Below are 22,567 nucleotides of genomic sequence, written 5' to 3'. Positions count from 1 at the left end.
ATACGCGCCCGGCGAGACCCGGGCAAGGGTGAATTCGCATGTCGGCCCATCACAAAGACCCGAAACGCTGGGTCGCGCTGGGCGTCCTCTCCAGCGCCTTGTTCCTCATCGTCGTGGACATGACCGTGCTCTACACGGCTCTTCCGCGCCTCACGCACGACCTCGGGGCGAGCGCCTCGGAGAAGCTCTGGATCGTCAACGCCTATGCGCTGGTGGTGGCCGGACTGCTGCCCGGCGCCGGAGTCCTCGGCGACCGCATCGGCCATCGCAAGATGTTCCTCGGCGGGCTCTTCGTCTTCGGCCTCGCGTCGCTCATGGCGGCCTTCGCGCCGAATCCTCAGGTGCTGATCGCGGCGCGGGTGGCGCTCGCGCTCGGCGCGGCCATGATGATGCCCGCCACGCTCTCGCTCATCCGGCTGCTCTTCGAGGACGAAGCCGAACGCGCCTTCGCCATCGGAGTCTGGGCGGCGGTGGCCTCGGGGGGGGCGGCCTTCGGCCCGCTGATGGGCGGCGCGCTGCTCGAATTCTTCTGGTGGGGCTCGGTCTTCCTCATCAACATCCCGATCCTGCTGATCGCGGTGGTCCTGACGCTGAAGATCATCCCCGACCGCCCCGGAGACCCCAGGCTGCCTTGGGATCCCGTCGCCTCGGTCTTCGTGACGCTCGGCCTGATCGGGCTGGTCTATGGCGTCAAGGAGTTCGGCAAGCCTGCGCCCGATCTCGGAGCGGCGGCTCTGGCGGGCGCGCTCGGGGCGGGGTTCATCCTGCTCTTCGTGCGCAGGCAGAACCGCGCGCCTCTGCCGATGATCGATTTCGCCCTGTTCAGAAATCCGGTCTTCACGGCGGGCGTCCTGGCGGCGGTGGTCTCGGCGGGAGCGCTGATCGGGGCTCAGCTCGTCATCAGCCAGAGGCTCCAGCTCGTGCAGGAGTTCACCCCGCTTCAGGCCGGACTCGCGCTGATGCCGGGCTCTCTGGCCTCCTTCGTGGCGGGGCCTCTGGCGGGCTCGCTCCTGCCGAGGCTCGGCGGGCCGAAGGTCATGGGCTGGGGGCTGGTCCTCTGCGCGGCGGGAGTCCTCGGCTATCTCTGGGCCTGGGAGGGCGCGAGCCTCGCGGCTCTGGCCTCTCAGGCGGTGCTGGGCTTCGGCGTCGGCGCCACCATGACCGCCGCCTCGGCCACCATCCTCATGAACGCTCCGGCGGAGCGCGCGGGCATGGCCGCCTCCATGGAGGAGGTGTCCTATGAACTCGGCGGGACTCTCGGCGTGGCGCTGCTGGGGAGCATCATGCTCGGCGTCTATACGGCGCGGATCGGGGCGGCGCCGGGCTTTCCTCCGGAGGTCCGCGACGGCGTGGACGAAGCTCTGCGCGCCGCCGAGACCCTGCCGCCCGAGGCCGCCGCGCGGCTGGTCGGCCTGGCCCGCGAGGCCTTCCACGGCGCCTTTTCCGCCGTGATGCTCACGGCGGCGGCGGTTCTGCTGCTGGCGGCTCTGGGCGTGGCCTACGCCGGATGGCGGGCGGCGGCGACGTCCCGCCCGGACCCTGAAGCCTCGGAGATCAAAGCTCCGCTTTGAGCCGGTGGCCGGGCGGATGCAGCTGACGGGCGAAGGTGATGGGCGCAGGCTCCTCGCCTTCGCCCTTTCTCCAGGTCGTCCGCTCGACGCTCAGGAGCGGCGCGCCGGGAGAAGCCCCGAGGATCGCGGCGGCCTCCGGATCGGCGGTCTCCGCGCCGATGGACATCTCGCCGAAGTCGTAAGGCGCATGGCGCAGGAGCCATTCATTGGCGCTGATCTTCGTGAAATCCGCCTCCAGAACGCCCGGCGCCCCCGCAGGCGAGATCCAGCGCCGTTCATGGGCGTAGGGCGCGCCGTCGGCGAGATGGAGCGTCCGCAGATGCAGAAGCTCCGCCGCTGCGGAGAGCTTCAGACGCCCCCGGATCTCCAGAGGCGCAGGCTCCAGGACGCGGGCCAGAAGCAGATGCCCGTAGACTCCGCCCCGGGCCTCCACCTCCTGACGCAGAATGGGGATCTCCAGCTTGGGCCGCCGCACGGGATGATCCGTCACCCGGGTGCCGCCCTTGCGCCTGCGCTCGACGACGCCTTCCGCCGCCAGTTCCTGAAGCGCGCGATTCACAAGGCCGCGTCCGCAGCCGAACTCCTCCGCGAGGGCCTCCTCATAGGGAATCTGCGAGCCCGGCGGCCAGATCCCGGTGCGGATGCGCCGCAGGATCTCGGCCCGGGCCTCGCGCCAGGAAAAGCGCCCCTCAGCCATCAGAAATCGCTCTTGAGACGGCGCATGAGCGCTCCGTAACGCGCCGTGATCGCCGCGTGATCCTTGTGCCGTCCTTCGCTCACCACATGCCTTCCCGCCGACCAGACATCCCGCACGAGCCGATCATCGGCGGCGAAGATCCATGTGTCCAGCACGGCGTCGCCGGAACGCCCGATGAGGTCCACGGCTTCGGCGTCCAGCGCGAGGAGATCCGCCCAGAGCCCCGGCTTCAGCGCCCCGCTCTCCCGCGCACCCGCCGCCGCGCCGCCCTTCAGCGCGCCCTCATGGAGAACGCGGCCCGTCGACAGCTCCGGCGTCGCCAGAGCCGCGCGGCTGCGGTCGCGCAGACGCTGGGAATAATCCAGCGTGCGCAGCTCCTCCGAAAGCGCGATGCGGATGTTCGAATCCGAGCCTATGGCGAAGCGCCCGCCCGCGCCCAGATAACGCACGCCGTCGAAGATCCCGTCCCCGAGGCTGGATTCCGTGAGCGGGCACAGACCCGCCGTCGCGCCGGAGGCCGCCAGAGCCAGAGTCTCCTCCGGCGTGGTCTGGGTGCAGTGGATCAGGGTCCAGCGGGGATCGACTTCCGCGTTCGCCAGCAGCCATGTGACGGGACGCGCGCCCCAGGCCGCCTCCACCTCCTCGACCTCCGCGACCTGCTCGGCGAGATGCATGTGGATCGGGCCTTGCGGCGCGAGTTTTTCGACGGCGGCGAGACTTTGAGGGTCAACGGCCCGCAGGCTGTGGGGCGCGACGCCCAACCGCGAATCCGCCCGGCCCAGAGCCTCCAGCGCCCGCCCCGCGCCCTCATGCAGCCGCGCGAAGCGGTCGAGGTCATTCCCGAAGCGGTTCTGGCCCGGCGCGAGGGGCCGCTTGTCGCAGCCGCCATATTGATAAAGCACGGGAAGCAAGGTGAGGCCGATTCCCGTCCGCGCCGCCGCCGACGCGATCCGCCCCGACATCTCCGCGAGATCGGCGTAGGACGCCCCGCCCGGCGCATGATGCAGATAATGGAACTCGGCCTGAGCGGCGTATCCCGCCTCCAGCATCTCCATCTGCACGAAGGCCGCCACATCCTCGACGTCCTCCGGCGTGAGCTGGTCGAGGAAACGGAACATCAGGCGGCGCCAGGTCCAGAAGCTGTCGCGCGGATCAGGGCCGCGACGTTCGGTCAAACCGGCCATGGCGCGCTGAAAGGCGTGGGAATGGGCGTTGAGCGGCGCAGGCAGCAGAACGCCGAGGCGATGATCTCCCGGCTGAGGCTCGACGCCCGCCTCTACCGAGGCGATGCGCCCCTCCGCGCCGATGATCAGCCGGACGCCCGAACGCCAGCCCTCCGGAGTCAAAGCCTGCGAAGCCCAAAGCGCGACCATCGGCGAATCTCCCTTGACGCGGTGAATATGTGCGGACATATTAATTTCAAATCAGATATAATCAAGCATCGCGAGGGGAGACATGGCCCAGGGAGACGTCCTGACCGGAGCGCGCTTCGCCAGCCTGCTGGGCGAGGCGCCCCATGGCCTGATCGAGGCCGGGGCTCTGGCGCATGAAGACGGCGTGATCCGCTGGATCGGCCCCGCCGAGGATCTGCCCACCGAATTCCGCCCATGGCCCCGGCGCGATCTTGAGGGCCGTCTCGTCACGCCCGCGCTCATCGACTGCCATACGCATCTGATCTTCGGCGGCGACCGGGCGCGGGAATTCGAAATGCGGCTCGAAGGCGCGAGCTACGCCGAGATCGCGGCGGCGGGCGGCGGCATCGTCTCGACGGTGACGGCCACGCGCGGCGCCTCGGAGGATGAACTGGTCGCCATGGCGCTCCCCCGGCTCGACGCCTTGCTGGCCGAAGGCGTGGCCACGGTCGAAGTGAAGTCCGGCTACGGCCTCGACCACGAGACGGAATTGCGGATGCTGCGCGCGGCGCGGCGTCTGGGCCGCGAGCGGGCCGTGACGGTGAAGACGAGCTTCCTCGGCGCCCATGCGGTTCCGGCGGAATATAAGGGCCGCCCCGAGGCCTATCTTGAAGAGATCTGCCTCCCCACTCTGCGCGCCGCCGCCCAAGAGGGCCTCGCCGACGCCGTGGACGGCTTTTGCGAAGGCGTCGCCTTCACGCCGGAGCAGATCGCGCGGGTGTTTCAAGAAGCCAGGCGGCTCGGGCTGCCGGTGAAGCTCCATGCGGAGCAGCTTTCGCATCTCGGCGGAACGAAGCTCGCGGCGGAGTTCGGCGCGCTTTCGGCGGATCATGTCGAATACGCCACCGACGAAGACGCCGCCGCCCTCGCCGCATCCGGGACGATCGCCGTGCTGCTGCCCGGCGCCTTCCACATGCTCCGCGAGGAGCAGGCGCCGCCTGTGGCCGCCTTCCGCAAACATGGCGTCCCCATGGCGCTCTCGACCGACTGCAATCCGGGCACCTCGCCGCTGACCTCGCTGCTGCTGACGCTGAATTTCGGCTGCGTCTTGTTCGACCTGACGCCGGAAGAGGCCTTGCGCGGCGTGACGATCAATGCGGCGCGAGCGCTCGGGCTGAAGGATCGCGGGGCGCTGACGCCGGGACTGCGGGCGGATCTCGCGGTCTGGAACGTCGAGCGCCCGGCGGAGCTCGCCTATCGCATGGGTTTCAATCCGCTCCATGCGCGGATCTTCGGAGGAGCCTGGAATGGCTGAAGTTCTCACTCCCGGCGCCGCGACTCTGGCGCAGCTTGAACGCATCTGGCGCGAGGGCCTCGCCGCGCGGCTCGATCCCGCAGCGCGTCCCGCCGTCGAGGCCGCCGCAAAACGCATCAAGGCCGCCGCCGAAGGCGAAGCCGCCGTCTATGGCGTCAACACCGGCTTCGGCAAGCTGGCCTCGGTGAAGATCGCCGCCAAAGACGCCGCGCAGCTTCAGCGCAACCTCATCCTCTCGCATTGCTGCGGCGTGGGCGCGCCTCTGGAGCGCGAAACGACGCGGCTGATGATGGCGCTCAAGCTGCTGTCGCTGGGACGCGGCGCCTCGGGCGTGCGCTGGGAGGTGGTCGCGCTGATCGAAGGGCTGCTCGACAAGGGCGTGACGCCCGTGGTTCCGGCGCAAGGCTCGGTGGGCGCCTCGGGCGACCTCGCACCGCTGGCCCATATGGCCGCGACGCTCATGGGCGAAGGCGAGGCCGAATTCCAGGGCGAGCGCCTGCCCTCCGCCGAGGCTCTGGGCCGCGCCGGGCTGAAGCCTGTGGTCCTCGGGCCCAAAGAGGGCCTCGCGCTGATCAACGGGACGCAATTCTCGACCGCCCTCGCGCTGGTCGGGCTCTTCGAGGCCGCGCGGGCGGCGGCGAATTCCCTGACCACCTGCGCGCTCTCGACGGATGCGGTGATGGGCTCGACGGCGCCCTTGCATCCCGAGATCCACAGCCTGCGCGGCCATAAGGGCCAGATCGCGGCGGCGGAGATCCTGCGCGGCCTCATGGAGGGCTCGGTCATCCGCGAGAGCCACCGCGAAGACGACAAGCGCGTGCAGGATCCCTATTGCATCCGCTGTCAGCCTCAGGTGGTGGGAGCGGCTCTGGATCTGCTGGCCTTCGCCGGGCGGACTCTGGAGATCGAAGCCAACGCCGTGACGGATAATCCGCTGGTGCTGGGCGACAGCATCGTCTCGGGCGGCAATTTCCACGCCGAGCCCGTGGCCTTCGCCGCCGATCAGATAGCCCTCGCCATGGCCGAGATCGGCGCGATCTCGCAACGCCGCATCGCGCTGATGGTGGACCCCACCCTGAGCTTCGATCTGCCGCCCTTCCTGACCGCCCATCCGGGGCTGAATTCGGGCTTCATGATCGCCGAAGTCACCAGCGCCGCTTTGATGAGCGAAAACAAGCATCTCGCGAATCCCTGCTCCACCGACAGCACGCCGACTTCCGCGAACCAAGAAGACCATGTCAGCATGGCCGCCCATGGCGCGCGGCGGCTCGGGCGCATGGCGGAGAATCTGCAAGCCATCCTCGGAATCGAGGCCCTTTGCGCCGCTCAGGGCGTGGAGTTCCGCGCGCCCCTCGCCACCAGCCCGAAGCTTCAGGCGGTGATCGACGCCCTGCGCGCCGAAATCCCGCATCTGGAGGAGGACCGCTTCATGGCCGGAGATCTCGCCAAGGCCTCGGCTCTGGTGAAGCAAGGCGCCTTGCTCCAGGCCGCCGGGCTGAAGGGATGGACGCCATGGGCCTGATCGTCGAACGGGGCGAAGGCCCGGTGATCCTCGGCCTCCCCCATGTCGGGACGGAGCTTCCACCGGAGGTCTGGAACGCGCTGAACGCCCGCGGGCGCATCCTCTCCGATACGGATTGGCATGTGCATGAGCTTTACGCGGGGCTTCTGCCCGGCGCGACCATGGTTCAGGCGACGACCCATCGCTATGCTCTGGACGTCAACCGCCCGCCGGACGACGAAAGCCTCTATCCCGGCCAGAACACCACGGGCCTCGTTCCGATGACCGATTTCGATGGCGCCGACATCTGGATGGTGCGTCCAGACGCCGCCGAAGTCGCCCGCCGGATTCCGCGCCATCATGCGCCTTATCACAAGGCGCTCGCCGCCGAGATCGCGCGGGTGAAGGCGATCCATGGCGTGGCGATCCTCTACGACTGCCATTCCATCCGGTCGAAGATTCCCTTCCTCTTCGAGGGAACCCTCCCGGATTTCAACATCGGCGACGCCGAAGGAACCACCTGCGCGCCGGAGATCTCCGCCGCCGTTCTGGAGGTCTGCTCCGGCGCCCCCGGATATTCGACCATCCATAACGGGCGTTTCAAGGGCGGCTGGACCACCCGTCATTACGGCCGCCCGCAAGAGGGCGTCCACGCCATTCAGATGGAGCTGGCGCAATCCACCCATCTGGCGACGGAAGCCCCGCCCTTCGCGCTGGACGCCGCCAAAGCCGCGCGCCTACGCCCTATCCTCGCCGAGATCCTCGCGCGCCTCGCCGATCTCGCTCCGCAACTGGCTCAAAGATAAATCCGGGAGGACCGCCATGACCGCCCCCAATCCCCGCCTCAACCGCCGCGACGTCTTCCCGCCCACCGGGACCGAAATCACCGCGAAAAGCTGGATGACCGAAGCCCCCCTGCGGATGCTGATGAACAACCTGCATCCCGACGTGGCCGAGAATCCGCATGAACTGGTCGTTTACGGCGGCATAGGCCGCGCCGCCCGCACTTGGGAGGATTTCGACCGCATCGTCGCCACGCTTCAGAAGCTCGAAGAGGACGAGACCCTGCTCGTGCAATCGGGCAAGCCGGTGGGCGTCTTCCGCACCCACGCCGACGCGCCGCGCGTGCTGATCGCCAACTCCAACCTCGTGCCCCATTGGGCGACTTGGGATCATTTCAACGAACTCGACCGCAAGGGCCTCGCGATGTACGGCCAGATGACCGCCGGGTCCTGGATCTACATCGGCTCTCAGGGCATCGTGCAGGGCACCTACGAGACCTTCGTGGAGGCCGGGCGCCGCCATTACGGCGGGAACCTCAAGGGCCGCTGGATTCTCACCGGAGGCCTCGGCGGCATGGGCGGCGCTCAGCCTCTGGCGGCGGTGATGGCCGGAGCCTGCTGCCTCGCGGTGGAATGCGACGAAACCCGCGCCGATTTCCGCATCCGCACCCGCTATGTCGATGAGAAGACCCATAGCCTCGACGAAGCTCTGGAGATCATCGCGCGCTGGACGGCGGCGGGCGAAGCGAAATCCGTGGCGCTGATCGGCAACGCCGCCGAGATCTACCCTGAGCTTGTCCGCCGGGGCGTGAAGCCGGATATGGTCACCGACCAGACCAGCGCCCATGATCCGATCCACGGCTATCTCCCCATCGGCTGGACGGTCGCCGAATGGCGCGCCAAACAATCCAGCGACCCCAAGGCCGTGGAGGCCGCTTCGCGCCCCTCCATGCGCAAGCAGGTCGAGGCCATGGTCGCCTTTCACAAGCTCGGCGTGCCGACTTTCGATTACGGCAACAACATCCGGCAGGTGGCTAAAGAGGAGGGCCTTGAAGAGGCCTTCGCCTTCCCCGGCTTCGTGCCCGCCTATATCCGCCCGCTGTTTTGCCGGGGGATCGGGCCCTTCCGCTGGTGCGCCCTCTCGGGAGATCCCGAGGACATCCGCAAGACCGACGAGAAGGTCAAGGAATTGATCCCCGACGACCCGCACTTGCATAATTGGCTCGACATGGCCCGCGAGCGCATCGCCTTCCAGGGCCTGCCCGCGCGGATCTGCTGGGTGGGTCTGGGACAGCGCCATCGGCTCGGGCTGGCCTTCAACGAGATGGTGGCCAGAGGCGAACTCAAGGCGCCCATCGTCATCGGCCGCGACCATCTGGATTCAGGCTCGGTGGCCTCGCCCAATCGCGAGACGGAGGCCATGAAGGACGGATCCGACGCGGTTTCCGACTGGCCCCTGCTCAACGCCCTGCTGAACACGGCTTCGGGCGCGACCTGGGTCAGCCTGCATCATGGCGGCGGCGTGGGGATGGGCTTTTCGCAGCATTCCGGCGTGGTCATCTGCTGCGACGGCTCGGAGGCGGCGGCGAAGCGCATCGGACGGGTGCTCTGGAACGACCCCGCCACGGGCGTCATGCGCCACGCCGACGCGGGTTACGACATCGCCCTCGATTGCGCCCGCGAGCATGGGCTCAACCTGCCTTCGATCCTGAAGGACTAAAGCCCGAAGCCCGAAAAGGGCAGATAGCGCACGAGGTCGCCGGGGCGGATCTCGCGGAGGTCTTCGGGCAGCTCCACGAGCCCCCCGGCCCATGACAGCCCCGAGACCCGCCCCGAGCCTTCCGAAGGGAAGGCCTCGGCGCGGCCTTGAGCATTGATCCGCGCCCGCAGATATTCCCGCCGCCCGAATTGCTTGCGGCGGGCGAAATCCGCGACGACCTGATAAGCCTCGGGCTCGCGCCAGGCCGCGCCCGCTCGCAGAGCCAATCCCGGAAGCGCGAAGATCAAAGCGCAGATCATCGCCGCCACGGGGTTCCCCGGCAGACCGAAGACCGGAACGCTCCGCCAATGCGCCAGAGCCAGAGGCCGCCCCGGCTTGATCGCCACGCGCCAGACCTGAAGCTCTCCCTCCTCGCGGAGCAGAGCCGACACATGGTCCTCGTCGCCCCGAGAGGCGCCGCCCGTGGTGAGAACCGCATCGGCGCGGGCGGAAGCCTCCTCCAGAGCCGCGCGGATCGTCGGGCGCGCGTCGGGGATCACGCCGAGGTCGAGAACCTCATAGCCCTGACGCTCCAGCAAGGCGCGGAGCATCGGACGATTGGCGTCATAGGTCCGGCCTTCGGCGAGCTCGCCCGGATCGGCCAGTTCGTCGCCGGTGGAGAAGATCGCCACGCGCAGCTTCGGCCTGACCGGCAGACGCCCCAGCCCCACCGCCGCCGCAAGAGCCAGATCTCCCGGACGCAGGACCGCGCCCGCCGCCAGAGCCTCGGCCCCCTCCTTCATGTCCTCGCCCGCCGGACGGATGTTCGCGCCGCGCCGCCCCGGAGGCCGCTCCAGGATCAGCCGCCCCTCCTCGATCCGCGTCGATTCCTCCGGCACCACGGCGTCCATCCCCTCGGGCGGAAGGGCTCCGGTCAGGATGCGCAGGGCCCTTCCGGGCGGCAGGACGCCCGCGAAGGGCGCTCCGGCGGCGGAGCGTCCCGGCTCCAGAGGAATGGGCCTAGCCATGTCCACGGCGTCGAAGGCGAAGCCGTAGCCGTCCACGGCGGAGTTGTCGGTGGGCGGATGGCTCCGCCGCGCCGCCATGGCGCGCGCGAGAACCCGTCCCGAAGCCTCCGCGAGCGGGATCTCGACCTCGCCCGCGATGGGCCGGATCGCCGCCCGCATCCGCGCCAGAGCCTCGGCCACGGAGGCGTCCGGCTCGAAGGGCTTCCCGGCGCCGGGGCTCGGGCGGGGGAGGAGCCCGACCTCCCTCAGGATGAAATCCGCGATGGCCTGCGTGTCGTCGAGATGAAAGACGGGAAGGCCCAGGCCCGGATCGCCGTAATCCGAGGCGAAGGCCCGCACGCCCGCGATCTCCCGCGCCAGAGGCTCGGTTCCGGTCTCGCGGCGCAGACATTCGATCTTGGGATGATCGCCATGCTTGAAGCCCTCGACGAGCAGCAGATCCACCGGCGAGAACCTGGCGAAGACCTCCGCCGGAGCAGGCTCCGGAGCGCCGCGCAACTCATGCATCAGGGCCCAGCGCAGCGGCGTCGCGAGCAGAACCTCCGTGGCGCCCGCCATGCGATGCCGATGGCTGTCGCGCCCCGGCTGATCGACATCCGTGACGTGATGGGCGTGCTTCACCGTCGAGACCCGGAACCCCCGCCCGACGATCTCGGCCACAAGGCGCTCCATGAGCCCGGTCTTGCCCGAATTCTTGCGCCCCGTCACGCCATGGACCCGCATGCGGCCCTCCCTTCACTCCGAACGGAGCTTCTGCCAGAGGCGGCGCGCCTGCGCCAGATCGGCCGGATGGTTGAGGTTGAAGAAGGGATCTAAAGGCTCCGTCGGAAATTCGGCCAGAGCCGCGCCATGGCCCTCCGCCCATGAACGCACCCGCGTCACGCCCGCCCCCAGAGCCGCCCGCAGATCCTCGCGCAGCGCGACCGGCCAGAGCCCGAAGGTCGGATGGGGCGCAAGCCGCCCCTCGACGCGCGTGGCGGCCAGAGCGACGGGCAGGCCCTCGCGGGCGGCGGCCTCGGCGAGCCTCGCGCCCAGATCGCGCGGGAGAAAGGGCGTGTCGGAGGCCGCCGTCAGGATCAACGGAAGGCCCAGTTCGGCGGCCTGGTCCATTCCGGCGAGAATCCCCGCCAGAGGCCCGAGGAAACCCGGAATCCCGTCCGGCGCCACCTTCAGCCCGAGATCCTCGAAGCGCTCGGGAGCGCCGTTGGCGTTGAGGATCAGCGCGGCGCATTGCGGATCCATCCGCGCGACGATCTCGGCGATCAGCGTCCGTCCGCCGAGATCGAGGCGTCCCTTGTCGCCGCCGCCCATCCGGCGCGCCAGCCCTCCCGCGAGAATCACGCCCAGGGTTTCTTCGCGCATGATCTTTTCTCCTGTTTCTCCGCGCGCCGAGAGAGCCCGTCTTCGCGGCCCGGGTCAACCCGCCGGAGCGGAGTTGCGAAATCCCGAATCTTTCTGTAGGAATTGAGGGACCCAGCCATGCGCGCGCGCCCGCGCGCCCGTCAGCCAGAGCCCATGCGGATTTCCCTCTCGATGCGGAGCCCGGACCTTGGCGGCGCGACAGATGACTTTCCCCGAGGAGATGCGCCGGATCCTGGCCGACCAGCCCGCATGGATCGGCGCGCTGGTCGCCGCGTCCGGAGATTCCTCGGGCGGGGCGCGAATCCTTCTTCCCTGCGCGGATCTTCTGGACCCCGCGCGCTTCGAGTCCGTCTTCGCCCCCTGCCTCGCGCCCGGAGAGCTGAGGGCCGCCCGGCTGTCCTTCTGGTCGCAACATTACTTCGGGAGCCTCTGTCTGACCGTGGCGGCCTGCGCCCTGCTGACGGGACGCCCGGTCTCGGCGCCTCTGGCCTGCTGCGCCTTCGCGCCCAACCCCGAGGGCATGCCCGCCGCCTTCCGCGTCGAGGCCGATCTCTGGGCCGGGCCGGGCCGGGGGCTGCTCGACGGCCTGCTGGAAGACCATCTGAGCCCGGCGGTCGCGGCCCTCTCGGCGGCGGGGCCTCTGGCGGAGCGGGTGCTCTGGGGCAACGCCGCGCATTATCTCGAATGGCTCGTGGGCTGGATGGAGTCGGAAGGCCGCGCGGCTCCTGGCGCCGTCGCGCAGGCGCAGGATTTCCTCGAACGCCCCCTTCTGCCGGACGGAGGCCGCAACCCCCTCGCCGGCGCCATCCATTACGCAGGCGAGGCGCCCGCTCCGGAGACCCGCCGCCGCAAGACCTGTTGTCTGCGCTATCGCCTGGATTGCGTCGCCGATTGCGGCGCGCTCTGCCCCAAGACCGCCGCCCAGCGCCGGAGGGCCGCATGAGCTTCCGCCCCCGCATGACCGCCATCATCGACGGCGTGAGCGCCCGTCTGCCGCTGAAATGGCGGGCTCTGGACGGAATCGTGGCCGATCTCTGGCACGCCGAGGGCCGCGCGGGCGGCGGCGGCTATTATCTCTCTCCGGATCCGCGCCTCGTGGTCTTCTTCGACGACGTGAGCAGGAGCATGCGCCTCGCCGACCGCCCCGACGGATTCGACGCTGCGGGGCCTCACGCGCGCATCATCTACGTTCCGGCGGGCATGCCGCTCTGGTCGCGTCTGGCGGAGGATTGCCGCTTCAGCCATCTGGACCTCCATTTCGACGCCCGCGCCCTCGAACGACGCCTCTCCCGGAGCCTTGGCGCGGCGGCGGCGTCCGAGGCGGTGCGGCGGCCCTCCATGCAGGACGAATCCGCGCCCGTCGAGGCTCTGGCGCGGCTGCTCGCGGCGGAGGTCGCCCAGCCCGCCCAGCATGACCTTTTCCCCGAAAGCCTCGTCCAGGCGATTCTCGCGGCGCTGATGGCCTCGCCCGCCGAACCCGCGACGCAAGGCGGCCTGACGGCGGCCCAGTTGCGGCGGCTGAGGGCGCATATGGCGCAGAACCTCCACCGGCGCGTGCCCACCGCCGAACTGGCGCAACTCGCGGGACTCTCCGAAAGCTGGTTCGCCCACGCCTTCAAGCAGGCCACCGGCGAAACGCCCCTGCAATGGCGGATCCGTCTGCGCGTCGAGCGGGCGCAGGAGGCTCTGCGCGATCCCGCCCTCAGCCTCGCGGAGGCGGCGGCCCTGACGGGATTCGCCGATCAGGCCCATCTGACGCGGGCCTTCCGCGCCCAGACCGGACGGACTCCCGGCGCCTGGCGCCGCGACGAAACCCGCGCCTGAGTCTTTTCCGCAGGATCCGACAATTCACGACAGAATCCGTCAAGATTTTCGCCGCCCCAGGCGAAAGGATGGCGCGGACCGCCCGAAATCCGTTCGCCGCGACGCTCCGCATCAGGACCCGCCGATGACCCGCCACCGCCTTTCCATGACCACCGCCCTGCTGACCTGTCAGGCTCTCCTGACCGCGCCCGTCTTCGCGCAGGAAGCGGCGACGCTCCGGCTCGACGAGATCCTGCTGGAGGGCCGCGCCGATCCCGTCGGCCCCGTCCGCAGCGCCGATCCCGAGACGCTCACCGGCTCCAAGACCGCCGCCCTGGTCACCGAGATCCCGCAGTCGGTCAGCGTGATCTCCGCGCAGGATCTGAAGAGGGCCAACGTCAACAAGCTCGACGGAGCCCTGGCCTTCAGCGCGGGCGTGCTCGGCCAGCCCTACGGCTACGACAGCGACACTAACTGGATCTTCATCCGCGGCTTCGCGGCCACCGCCACGGGCTCCTATCAGGACGGCCTGCCGAATTTCGCCTATGGCTTCGGCGGCTTCTACGTCGATCCCTTCATGGTCGAGCGGATCGAGGTGCTGAAGGGCCCCTCTTCGGCGCTTTACGGCGGCTCCAATCCGGGCGGCCTCGTGAACTACGCCAGCAAGACCCCCACCGGAGAGCCGGGAACCGAACTGGAGATCGGCGCGGACGAACAGGGCCGGGCCTGGATCTCGGGCGACCATCAGGGCCGCCTCTCGGACACCACCGAATACCGCCTGCTCGGCAAGCTGGAGCGGGTCGACGGCAACGGCGCCTTCGATCCGGGGTTCCATGGCGTGGCCTCGGGCTCGATCCGGCGCGATCTGGGCGAAGGCGGCTCGCTGACGCTGGGCCTCGACGCGATGAAGATCGACGAGACCCATGCGGGTTCGGCCTGGCTGCCCTATGAGGGAACCGTCGTGGCGGCGCCTTTCGGCTTCATCCCCCGCGAGTTCAACACCGGCGAGCCCGGCCATGACCGCTATGAACGCGACCAGATCGCGGGGCGTCTGGTCTGGAAGCGCCCCATCGGCGACTGGGAGCTCACCAACACCGCCCGCGCCGCCTGGTCGAAGGTGGAGGAGGACAGCGTCTACGCCTATGGCTATTCGGGCTTCTCGACCACGCCTCAGGACGCCGCCGGGACCATGTCGCGCCTCGTCTTCGACCATTCCACCGAGGCGAAGACGCTGCTCAACGACGCCCGGCTGGAGCGCGAACTCGATTTCGCCGGGACGAACCACCGGCTGATGGTCGGCCTCGACGCCAAGTATTTCGCCATGGATCAGGTGCAGTCCAGCGCCTCCGGCACGCCGCTGACCTTCGTGAACCCGGTTTATGGCGCGGCTCAGCCCGCCGCTTCGCCCTACATCGACCAGAAGATGTCGCAGACTCAGGTCGGGCTTTATCTTCAGGATCAGATCCGCTTCGGCGACGGCTGGATCGGCACAGGCAATCTGCGCTACGACCGGGTCAAGACCGACGTCGGAACCAACTACGCCGCCTGGGGCGGCCCGGCGCCGGGCTATGACCGCACGGACGGCGAATTCAGCTGGCGGCTCGGTCTGGCCAAGGAGCTTCCCGGCGGCCTGACCGCCTACGCCTCGGCCTCGACCTATTTCAATCCCGAGGTCAAGGCCGACGCCACGGGCACCGAATTCCCGCCCGAAACCGGACGCCAGTTTGAAGGCGGCCTGAAATGGGCGCCCAACGACGATCTCCTCGTGACCCTCTCGGCCTACGACCTCAAGCGCGAGGACATCACCCAGTCGGTGACGGTCGGAGTCTATAACCAGCTGGGCGAAGTCCGTTCGCGCGGGATCGAGCTGGAGGCGCAGGGGAAGCTCGGCCATGGCCTGGCGCTGCGCGGCGCGGTCACGCTGATGGACGTCGAGATCAGCGACGACGTGAACAAGGCCCTGATCGGCAAGACGCCCTACTCCATCCCCGAGAAGACCGCCTCGCTCCAGATCAGCTGGACGCCCGAGCCCATGCCCGACCTGACCCTGACCGGCGCCGTGCGCTGGGTCGGCGACAGCTGGGCCGACAACGAGAACACCCTGAAGGTCAAGGGCCGCACGCTGCTGGATCTCGGGGTCGCCTACCGCTTCGGCGACGAATGGGAGGCCAATCTCGCGGTGGAGAACGTCGCCGACGAGGATTACGTCGCCAGCTGCCAGAGCGCCTACTGGTGCTATTACGGCGCCGGGCGCACGGCCAGCCTCAGCCTGCGCAAGAGCTTCTGAACGGAGCGTCAGCAGCGAAGCCGGAACGGCTTCGCCTCGCGAGAACGCGATCACGCCAGGCAGAAGGCCTCTTGACCTTGGCCTCCGGGAGCGCGAAGCCCGCGCGGAACAGGGCTCCGTCCGCAGGACGGGGCCCTTCGAGGGCTTCGGGGGAGATGAGATGCTGAAACGGTTCTTCGCCTATTATCAGCCGTGGAAGGCGCTGTTCTGGCTGGATTTCAGCTGCGCGGTGTTCTCCGGATTGCTGGAGCTGGCCTTTCCTCTGGCGGTGAAGGGCTTCATCGACGTGCTGCTCCCGCGCGGCGACTGGACGCTGACGCTTCTGGCGGCGGCGGGGCTCATGGCGGTCTATCTGGTCAATACGGGGCTGATGGCCGTCGTGACCTATTGGGGGCACATGCTCGGCATCAACATCGAGACCGAGATGCGCCGCCGCGCCTTCGACCATGTGCAGAAGCTCTCCTGGAGCTATTTCGACCGCCAGCGCACGGGACATCTGGTCTCGCGCGTGACCCGCGACCTCGAAGAGATCGGCGAGGTGGCCCATCACGGCCCCGAAGACCTCTTCATCGCCGTCATGACCTTCATCGGCGCCTTCGGCCTGATGCTCTGGATTCATCCGCCTCTGGCCATCCTGACGGCGCTGATCGTGCCTGTGGCGGTGGGCGTGGTCAGCTTCTACGGCGGGCGCATGACCGCCACATGGCGCGCGATCTATGGCCGGGTGGCGAATTTCAACGTCCGGCTTGAGGAGAACGTGGGCGGCATCCGCGTCGTGCAGGCCTTCGCCAATGAAGATCATGAGCGCGCCCGCTTCGCTCAGGACAATGCGCTCTATCGTCAGACCAAGCTCGACGCCTATCGCATCATGGCGGCCTCCCAGGCGCTGAACTACATCGGGATGCGCGGCGTTCAGGTGCTGATCATGGTGGCGGGCGCGGGCTATGTGCTCAAGGGCGACCTGACGGCGGGGGGCTTCGTGGGCTTCCTGCTGCTCTCGGGCGTGTTCTTCCGCCCGCTGGAGAAGATCGCCGCCGTGCTGGAGACCTATCCCAAGGGCATCGCGGGCTTCCGCCGCTATCTGGAGCTTCTGGAGATCACGCCGGACATCGCCGACGCCCCCGACGCCCGCCCTGCGCCCGCCCTCAGCGGCGCGTTGCGCTTCGAGGAGATCGGCTTCGGCTATGACCCGGAACGCCCCGTGCTGAAAGGCGTCTCCTTCGAGGTGCGCCCCGGCGAGACTCTGGCTTTCGTGGGGCCTTCGGGGGCGGGCAAGACGACGCTTCTGGCGCTGCTGCCGCGCTTTTACGATCCGACCTCCGGACGCATCCTCGCGGACGGCCAGGACCTGCGGAGCTTCACGCTGGAGAGCCTGCGCCGTCAGATCGGGGTGGTTTCGCAGGACGTCTTCCTCTTCGGCGGGACTCTCCGCGAGAACATCGCCTATGGCCGCCTCGACGCGACCGAGGCCGAGATCCGCGCAGCCGCCGACCACGCGCAACTGACCTCGATGATCGAGCGTCTGCCCGAGGGTCTGGACACCATCGTCGGCGAGCGCGGCGTGACCCTCTCGGGCGGCCAGAAGCAGCGCGTGGCCATCGCGCGGGTGTTCCTCAAGAACCCGCCCATCCTGATCCTCGACGAAGCCACCTCCGCGCTCGACACCGAAACCGAGCGCGAGATTCAGGCCGCCCTCGAGCTTCTGGCCGAGGGCCGCACGACTCTGGTGATCGCCCATCGACTGGCCACCATCCGCGACGCCGACCGCATCGTCGTCATGGAGGAAGGCCGCATCGTCGAGACGGGCGACCACGCCACGCTCTCGGCCAGCGGCGGACGTTACGCGAGGCTGAACGCCGCATGAGAAGACTCCTGGCGCTCCTGCTGGCCTTCGGCGCTTCGCCCGGCCCTGCCGGGGCGCAGGATTTTCCTCGGCGCTTCGCCCATCTCTACGGCGAGACCATCCTTGAGGCTCCGCCCGAGCGGGTGGTCTCGCTGGGCTATGTCGGGCATGACCATCTTCTGGCGCTGGGCGTGGTTCCGGTCGCGCTGCGCTACTGGTATGGGCCTTACGCCTCGGGAGTCTGGCCCTGGGCCGCGCCGCTGCTCGGAGAGGCCCGGCCCGTGGTCCTGCGCGGCGAACTCTCCTTCGAGCGCATCGCCCTTCTGGAGCCGGATCTGATCCTCGCGGTCTCCTCGGGGATCGGCGCGCAGGATCATCGCATGCTCTCGCGCATCGCGCCGGTCGTCGCCTCGGAGGCGGAATACGGCGATTTTAACACCCCCTGGGAGGTTCAGCTCGCGACCATCGGCCGGGCCGTCGGGCGCGAGGCCAGAGCGCGGGAGCTGACCGACGACATCCACGCCCGCATGCAGGAGATCCGCGCGGCGCATCCGGAATGGTCCGGGATGACCGCCGTTGCGGCCTCCATCTTCGGCGGCGAGCCCGCCGTCTTCCTGCCCGGAGACGCGCGGGCGGATCTTCTGACCTCTATGGGTTTCCAGACGCCGCCCGCCCTCGAAGCTCATCGCGGAGAGGGCTTCTTTCTGCCGCTCTCGGCCGAGGATCTGGCGCCGCTTGATGCGGATCTTCTGCTCTGGGTGGGGGGGACTCCGGGCGGCGAGGCGCTTGCGGCGCTGAAGCTGCGTCCGGGGATGCGCGCCGCGCGGGAAGGCCGCGAGATCTGGGCCGACGAGATCATGGCGGGGGCTCTGGGCCACGCCACGCCGTTGTCGTTGCCCTTCGTGCTGGAGCGCCTGCCCGCCGAAATCGAGGCCGCCGTGGACGGAGATCCGGCGACGAAAGTTCCTTCGGCGGTCGCGGCGGGGATCGCGCCATGAAGGGGGGGAGGCTCCGGGCGGCTCTGGTTCTGGCTCTGGCGGCGGCCTGTCTGGCGGCTCTGACCATCGCCGCGCGCCCGACGTCTCTGGCGGAGGTCTGGGCGGCGCTCGTCGCGCCCGAGCCAGGGAATCCGGTCCATGTGGTCGTCCGGGAGATGCGGCTCCCGCGTCTGGCGGCGGGTCTGGCGGCGGGGGCGGCGCTCGGGGTGGCGGGCGCCCTGATGCAGGCCGTGACGCGCAATCCTCTCGCGGAGCCGGGGCTGATGGGCGTCAACGCCGGAGCAGGTCTGGCGGTGGTGCTCGGCGCGAGCCTCGGCTGGAGCGCCTCGCCCGCTCTGCTGGCCTTTCCCGGCGCAGGAGCGGCGGCTCTGGCGGTGCTGCTGCTCGGGGGAGGCAGGGCGGGCGGCCTTGGTCCGGCGCGCCTAGCTCTGGCGGGGATGGCGCTGAACGCCTTCCTGCTCTCGGCGGTGACGGCCCTCGTGCTGACCAGCCTGTCGGCCCTCGACGAATTCCGGTTCTGGACCATCGGCACTCTGGCCGACGCCTCGGCGCGGCCGCTCCTGCTCATGGCGGGGCTGATCGGGGCGGGGCTGATCGGGGCGCTGCTCATGGCTCCGGCCTTCGACGTCATGGCTCTGGGCGACGAAGCCGCCCGCAGCCTCGGGCTGAGGCTCGGCGCGGTGCGGCTGGGGGCTCTGGCGCTGATCTCGGTTCTGGCGGGCGCGGCGGCGGTGGTCGCGGGACCGCTGATCTTCGTGGGGCTGATGGCGCCCCATCTGGCGCGGCTGCTCGCCGGGCCGACGACGCGGCCCATGTTCCTCGCTTCAGGGCTGATCGGGGCTCTGGTCCTGATCCTCTGCGATGTGGCGGGGCGGGTGGTCCTGCCGCCGGGCGAGGTGCGGGCGGGGACCATGACGGCGCTGATCGGCGGACTGGCCTTCATCCTCGTGGCGCGGCGGGCTTCTCTGGGGGCCTCCTCATGAGCCGCCTTGCGCTTCTTCTGGCCTTGAGCCTGCTTGCGGGGATCGCTTTCGGCGAGGTTCCGCTCGGGCTTTCCGACTGGCTGGCGGCGCTGCGGGGCGAGAGCCGGGCGGCCTCGCTGATCCTTTTTGAATTGCGCCTGCCGCGCGCGCTGACCGCCGCAGGAGCCGGAGCGGCGCTCGGGCTTTCGGGCGCGATCTTTCAGATTCTGCTCCGCAATCCTCTGGCCTCGCCCGACGTGATGGGCTTCACCTCGGGGGCGGCGCTCGGAGCGATCCTGACTCTGGGCGCGGGCGGCGCGGCGAGCCTCGGCGTGAGCTTCGGCGCGGCGCTCGGAGGGCTGGCGACGGCTCTCGCCGTGGGGCTTCTGGCGCGGCGCGGAGGCCGCATCGAGCCCTTGCGCATGGTGCTGGTCGGCATAGGCGCGGCGGCGGCTCTGAGCGCGCTGTGCGCCATGGCGATCAGCCGCATGAGCCTCACCGAAGCCGCCGACGCGCAAAGATGGCTGGCGGGTTCTCTGGCCGGGCGCGACTGGGGCCATGCGGCGCAGATCGGGGGTTCGCTGGCGGCTCTGGCGTTCATGACGGCGCTTCTGACGCGTTCCCTCGAGCTTCTGGAGCTGGGCGAGGATCTGGCTGCGAGCCTCGGGGCGCGGGTGGAGTCCGCGCGCGCGGCTCTGGCTCTGACGGGCGTTCTGGCCGCCGCCGCCGGAGCCGCAGCCGCCGGGCCTCTGCCTTTCGTGGCGCTGATGGCGGCGCCTCTGGCCGGAGCCTTCCTCGGCGCGGCGAGGACGGGCGCGCGGCTTGGGGGAGCGGCTCTGGCGGGGGCGATGGTCGCGGTTCTGGCGGATCTGGTCGCGCGTCTGGGGATCGGCGGAGTCCAGCTTCCCGTCGGCGCCCTGACCGGGCTTCTGGGAGGGCCCTGGCTGCTCTGGCGCATCTCCCGCGAGATGAAGGAGGGGCGGCTGTGACAGGTTTATCCGTCGAGGGCCTGAGCCTCGGTTATCGCGGAAGGCGGGTGATTTCGGATCTCAGCTTGAGCCTTCCGCCGGGGCGCTTCACGGCGATCCTCGGGCCGAACGGCTGCGGAAAATCGACGCTCTTGCGTGGGCTGGCGCGGCTGATCCCGCCCGAATCCGGGCGCGTGACGCTCGACGGCGAAGATCTCCAAAGCTTCGCGCCGAAGGCTCTGGCGCGGCGGCTGGGCCTGCTGCCTCAGGCGCCCCTCGCGCCGGAGGGGATCACGGTGGCGGATCTGGTGGCGCGCGGCCGGGCGCCCTGGCGAGGGCTCCTATCCAGCTGGAGCCCCGCCGACGAAGCCGCCCGCGCCGAGGCCATGCGCGCGACGGGCGTCGCGGAATTCGCCGGGCGCCCGCTCTCGGAGCTGTCCGGCGGCCAGCGCCAGAGAGTCTGGATCGCTCTGGCTCTGGCGCAGGAGACGGAGCATCTCCTCCTCGACGAGCCGACGACCTGGCTCGACCTGCCGCATCAGATCGAGATCCTGCGGCTTCTGGCGCGTCTGCGGCGGGAGGCGGGGCGCAGTCTGGTCGCGGTGCTGCACGACCTGAACCTGGCGGCGCGTCATGCGGATCATCTGGTGTTGCTGGCGCCGGGGAGTCTCGTGGCGCAGGGGGCGCCGGAGGAGGTCCTGACTCCGGCGCATGTCGCGGAGGCCTTCGGCCTGAAGGCGCGGATTCTGCCCGATCCCGTCTCCGGGACGCCGATGGTGGTCCCCGAAGAGGCCTGAGGGCGCCGCGCGGACGCAACCTCCGAGATTGACGCGCCTGCGTCTCTCGGCTATCCGCAGGCCATGGGTCCGTAGCTCAACGGTCAGAGCAGGCCGCTCATAACGGCTTGGCTGGGGGTTCGAATCCCTCCGGACCCACCACCCCCCGAAGACATGCCTTTTCATTCAACAGGTTGGCGGGGAATCTGTCTAACTTTTCCTGTCAGTTAGACAAATTCCGTTCTTTCTCCATCCCGTAGGTCGCCGCCATGGCCTGATCGGCGAGGCGCTTCTGATCGGCGGCGGCGGTGTAGCGGGCGACTTCCTGATCCGTCTTGTGCCCGGTGATCGCCTTGATCTGCTGATTGCTGCATCCGGCTTCCGCGAGCCTCCGGGCGGCGGCCTTCCTCAAGCCATGAGCCGAGCATTGCGGCAATCCGGCCTCGTCGCAGCGGTCGCGGAACCAGTTGCCGAAGCCCGCCGAGGTGAAAGGCTTGCCGTAGGCGGTCATGAGGAAGGCCAGATTGTCGCGCGGCGTGGCGTCCATGACCGTTTGCAGGGTCGGGTGCATGGGGATCTCCAGGCGCGTGTCGGTCTTTTGCTGACGCACCTTGATCCGCTTGCCGCTGACATGCTGCCACCCCATCGCCACGGCGTCGGACCGACGCTGGCCGGTGTAGAGCATCAAGGCCAAGGCGAGCCGCGCCTTGCCCCCGATCGGATGCCGTTTTTCAAAGGCTTCGATCTCCTCTTCGTTCCATGTGTGGAAGCCTTCTCCCGCGAGTTTGTACCCGCGCATCCTCATGGTCGGGTCGTCCTTGCGCATCCCCAAGTCCAGCGCGAGGTTCATCAGAGCCTTGAGCCGATCAAGCAGATTGTTCGCGGCGGCCGGAGTCTCGTGCATGTCGCCCAGAATGGCCTTGACGTGCTTGCGCTCGATGGCGGCGACCCGCTTGTCGCCATGTTTGGCGCGGAACCGCTCGATGATGCTCCGGTATGTCGTCCTGGTGCTTTTCCGCAGGCCCTTGAATTCCGGCGAGCCGTAATAGGAGACCACCAAGGCGTTGACGGATCCCGGTTTCGTCCGGTTGGCGCCCGCCTCGAGGAGCGGCGCCGCCTTCCGATCAAGGCAGGCTCGATATTCCTGCATGAACTCCGGCGTCCAGGGCACGGTCTGGAAGTAATGGGCGGCCTGCCCTGCGCGGCGGAACCGCACCCGGATCTTGCCGTGCCGATCCGCGAATTCGGAGACGTATTTCGGGAGCCGCCTGCGGGTCATTTCTTCAGAACCTCATCCCATTCGTTTCCGGGAGTTTCGGCCTGAATCGTCTGCTCTCCAAGAAAAAGCGTCGCGCCGTCTCGTGTGAGCTTCACGCCAGCGATTTGCTCCAACCTGACGCCGGCCGCCAGAGCGCCTTTGATCAAGCGGGTGATGTCGGTTTGCGTGCAGGGACTCGCGCGGCGGCTCATGGAGGCCTCCTTTCAAAACGGCAGGGCTAGAAAGGAATCTCGTCGTCGCCGAAGGCGGGGCCTGAAGCGGCGGGCGGCGCGGCGGACAGGGGAGCGTCGAAGCCCCCCGCGTCCTGGCCGGAGCCGGGCGAGCCGCTGCGGGCGCCGTCGAGC

Annotated in this window: 19 protein-coding genes and 1 tRNA gene; 14 read left to right on the top strand and 6 right to left on the bottom strand. The window is 69.2% G+C overall.

Annotated elements, in window-relative coordinates:
* The first annotated feature begins 38 nt into the window (after nt 1-38).
* Entirely contained in the window at nt 39-1,571 is a 1,533-nt protein-coding gene (locus PHN62_RS07775) for an MFS transporter (protein WP_300148657.1), read from the top strand.
* Here PHN62_RS07775 and PHN62_RS07770 read toward each other — a convergent pair.
* Nucleotides 1,555-2,268, bottom strand: a complete 714-nt coding sequence (locus PHN62_RS07770) for a UTRA domain-containing protein (RefSeq protein WP_300148654.1) — start codon at nt 2,266-2,268, stop codon at nt 1,555-1,557. The two genes, PHN62_RS07775 and PHN62_RS07770, sit on opposite strands and share 17 nt — an antisense overlap.
* On the bottom strand, nt 2,268-3,641 hold the full coding sequence (locus PHN62_RS07765; RefSeq protein WP_300148651.1) for a formimidoylglutamate deiminase: 1,374 nt from the start codon (nt 3,639-3,641) through the stop codon (nt 2,268-2,270). The genes PHN62_RS07770 and PHN62_RS07765 overlap by 1 nt, the downstream gene beginning before the upstream one ends.
* A gap of 82 nt (nt 3,642-3,723) precedes the next feature.
* Between PHN62_RS07765 and hutI the strand changes: the two genes are divergently transcribed.
* From hutI to hutU, 4 genes are read left to right on the top strand one after another with little or no spacing between them, the layout of a single operon-like run.
* Nucleotides 3,724-4,935 (top strand): imidazolonepropionase, encoded by a 1,212-nt coding sequence (hutI, locus tag PHN62_RS07760; RefSeq protein ID WP_300148648.1) that lies wholly within the window; start codon nt 3,724-3,726, stop codon nt 4,933-4,935.
* Complete coding sequence (hutH, locus tag PHN62_RS07755) at nt 4,928-6,457, top strand: histidine ammonia-lyase (RefSeq protein ID WP_300148646.1); 1,530 nt, start codon at nt 4,928-4,930, stop codon at nt 6,455-6,457. Before hutI ends, hutH begins: the two co-directional genes overlap by 8 nt.
* Complete coding sequence (gene hutG, locus PHN62_RS07750; RefSeq protein ID WP_300148643.1) at nt 6,448-7,242, top strand: N-formylglutamate deformylase; 795 nt, start codon at nt 6,448-6,450, stop codon at nt 7,240-7,242. The genes hutH and hutG overlap by 10 nt, the downstream gene beginning before the upstream one ends.
* Nucleotides 7,243-7,258: 16 nt before the next feature.
* A complete protein-coding gene (gene hutU, locus PHN62_RS07745; protein WP_300148640.1) occupies nt 7,259-8,938 on the top strand; it encodes a urocanate hydratase in 1,680 nt (559 codons plus the stop codon).
* On the opposite strand, the gene glp is transcribed toward hutU, so the two are convergent.
* Together glp and mobA are read right to left on the bottom strand one after the other, a co-directional pair.
* Nucleotides 8,935-10,668 (bottom strand): gephyrin-like molybdotransferase Glp, encoded by a 1,734-nt coding sequence (glp, locus tag PHN62_RS07740; RefSeq protein WP_300148637.1) that lies wholly within the window; start codon nt 10,666-10,668, stop codon nt 8,935-8,937. The two genes, hutU and glp, sit on opposite strands and share 4 nt — an antisense overlap.
* Before the next feature lie 12 nt (nt 10,669-10,680).
* Nucleotides 10,681-11,307 carry a molybdenum cofactor guanylyltransferase MobA gene (gene mobA / locus PHN62_RS07735; RefSeq protein ID WP_300148635.1) on the bottom strand — a complete coding sequence of 209 codons (627 nt, stop codon included), beginning with the start codon at nt 11,305-11,307 and terminating at the stop codon, nt 10,681-10,683.
* A gap of 202 nt (nt 11,308-11,509) precedes the next feature.
* Between mobA and fhuF the strand changes: the two genes are divergently transcribed.
* The 9 genes from fhuF to PHN62_RS07690 all read left to right on the top strand — a co-directional run bounded on the left by fhuF (nt 11,510) and on the right by PHN62_RS07690 (nt 21,106).
* A complete protein-coding gene (gene fhuF, locus PHN62_RS07730; RefSeq protein WP_300148632.1) occupies nt 11,510-12,250 on the top strand; it encodes a siderophore-iron reductase FhuF in 741 nt (246 codons plus the stop codon).
* On the top strand, nt 12,247-13,131 hold the full coding sequence (locus tag PHN62_RS07725) for an AraC family transcriptional regulator (protein ID WP_300148629.1): 885 nt from the start codon (nt 12,247-12,249) through the stop codon (nt 13,129-13,131). Before fhuF ends, PHN62_RS07725 begins: the two co-directional genes overlap by 4 nt.
* A gap of 124 nt (nt 13,132-13,255) precedes the next feature.
* Nucleotides 13,256-15,397 (top strand): TonB-dependent siderophore receptor, encoded by a 2,142-nt coding sequence (locus PHN62_RS07720; RefSeq protein ID WP_300148627.1) that lies wholly within the window; start codon nt 13,256-13,258, stop codon nt 15,395-15,397.
* A gap of 160 nt (nt 15,398-15,557) precedes the next feature.
* Nucleotides 15,558-17,261, top strand: coding sequence for an ABC transporter ATP-binding protein (locus tag PHN62_RS07715; protein WP_300148624.1), 1,704 nt, complete (start codon nt 15,558-15,560; stop codon nt 17,259-17,261).
* Nucleotides 17,258-18,238, top strand: coding sequence for an ABC transporter substrate-binding protein (locus PHN62_RS07710; RefSeq protein WP_300148621.1), 981 nt, complete (start codon nt 17,258-17,260; stop codon nt 18,236-18,238). Before PHN62_RS07715 ends, PHN62_RS07710 begins: the two co-directional genes overlap by 4 nt.
* Nucleotides 18,235-19,221, top strand: coding sequence for an iron ABC transporter permease (locus tag PHN62_RS07705; protein WP_300148618.1), 987 nt, complete (start codon nt 18,235-18,237; stop codon nt 19,219-19,221). The genes PHN62_RS07710 and PHN62_RS07705 overlap by 4 nt, the downstream gene beginning before the upstream one ends.
* The gene (locus PHN62_RS07700) at nt 19,218-20,189 is read left to right on the top strand and encodes an iron chelate uptake ABC transporter family permease subunit (RefSeq protein WP_300148615.1); all 972 of its coding nucleotides are present in this window, start codon (nt 19,218-19,220) and stop codon (nt 20,187-20,189) included. The genes PHN62_RS07705 and PHN62_RS07700 overlap by 4 nt, the downstream gene beginning before the upstream one ends.
* Entirely contained in the window at nt 20,186-20,965 is a 780-nt protein-coding gene (locus PHN62_RS07695; protein WP_300148613.1) for an ABC transporter ATP-binding protein, read from the top strand. Before PHN62_RS07700 ends, PHN62_RS07695 begins: the two co-directional genes overlap by 4 nt.
* A gap of 65 nt (nt 20,966-21,030) precedes the next feature.
* Nucleotides 21,031-21,106, top strand: a tRNA-Ile gene (locus PHN62_RS07690).
* A gap of 61 nt (nt 21,107-21,167) precedes the next feature.
* Here the strand turns inward: PHN62_RS07690 and PHN62_RS07685 are convergent.
* On the bottom strand, nt 21,168-22,223 hold the full coding sequence (locus PHN62_RS07685; protein ID WP_300148609.1) for a tyrosine-type recombinase/integrase: 1,056 nt from the start codon (nt 22,221-22,223) through the stop codon (nt 21,168-21,170).
* Nucleotides 22,220-22,414 carry a hypothetical protein gene (locus tag PHN62_RS07680; RefSeq protein ID WP_300148605.1) on the bottom strand — a complete coding sequence of 65 codons (195 nt, stop codon included), beginning with the start codon at nt 22,412-22,414 and terminating at the stop codon, nt 22,220-22,222. Before PHN62_RS07680 ends, PHN62_RS07685 begins: the two co-directional genes overlap by 4 nt.
* Between the last annotated feature and the right edge of the window lie 153 nt (nt 22,415-22,567).

The organism is Neomegalonema sp. (assembly GCF_028688855.1).
In the GTDB taxonomy this organism is placed as follows: domain Bacteria; phylum Pseudomonadota; class Alphaproteobacteria; order Rhodobacterales; family Rhodobacteraceae; genus Neomegalonema.
This window is presented reverse-complemented; position numbering and strand designations above follow the sequence as displayed.